This is a genomic window from Methylobacterium sp. BTF04, assembly GCF_010692745.1.
Taxonomy (GTDB): domain Bacteria; phylum Pseudomonadota; class Alphaproteobacteria; order Rhizobiales; family Beijerinckiaceae; genus Methylobacterium.
The window spans coordinates 1-718 of sequence record NZ_JAAHTB010000232.1 but is presented as its reverse complement, the minus strand read 5'-3'; the positions used below and the strand labels follow the sequence as shown (position 1 = coordinate 718).

General features: G+C 64.9%; 1 pseudogene. It reads right to left on the bottom strand.

Going from position 1 to position 718, the window contains the following annotated elements:
* Positions 1 to 339: 339 nt before the first annotated feature.
* Positions 340 to 633 (bottom strand): annotated as a pseudogene (locus tag G3T14_RS24490) (transposase); the annotation flags it as partial.
* Positions 634 to 718: the final 85 nt, after the last annotated feature.

Sequence of the window (718 nt, the reverse complement as noted above, 5' to 3'; positions counted from 1 at the left end):
CCTCGATACGCCGCCCTCAATCCACCGTCGTCACCCACTTTCCCGCATAGCTCCCGGCCCTCGCATAGGGCATCAAAAGAGGTTGACCTGAGGCAGAGCACGATCGCTCGGCGCAGGTCCACGAGGTCTGCGAGAGGACAGTGAAGATGGCCTGACGGTCGAGCGGCGTTCCGGAAGCCTGGCAAAAAAAGCGGCCCCCGAGGCCGATTCGCTTATGAGGCCCGGGACGTGCGGCTCTCCATCTTGGCGGCGGCCCCCGTGCCGACATGCCGGATACGTTTGTGCAGACCGGTCACAGGCATCTTCATCGGCGACCTTGCGGACGGGGCGGGCCATACGTTTTTTTAGGACGTCGCGCTCCATGCGCGTTCGGTCGAGTTCCCGCCGCAGGCGAGCGATCTCAGCCGCCTGGTCGGAGGGGGAAGACACCGAGCTTGCGGATGCGGCTCCCGGTGAACCTGCTGCCCGCGGCGGTGGGGAGCCACCCATCAGCCCCGTGCGCCACTGCCTCAGCATCGAGGGTTGGATCCCGAGTTCGGCCGCGATCTGCATCTGCGGGCGGCCGCTGCTCTCCAGCAGCGCTACCGCCTCGCGTTTGAACTCTGGGGTGAACTCGCGTCTCGTCTTTGCCATCAAACACCTTCCCCGCCCGCAAGGAGCGTATCATACCAACTCTCATTGATCAGCACCCATGGGCCCATTGGCGCAGTCCGATGGA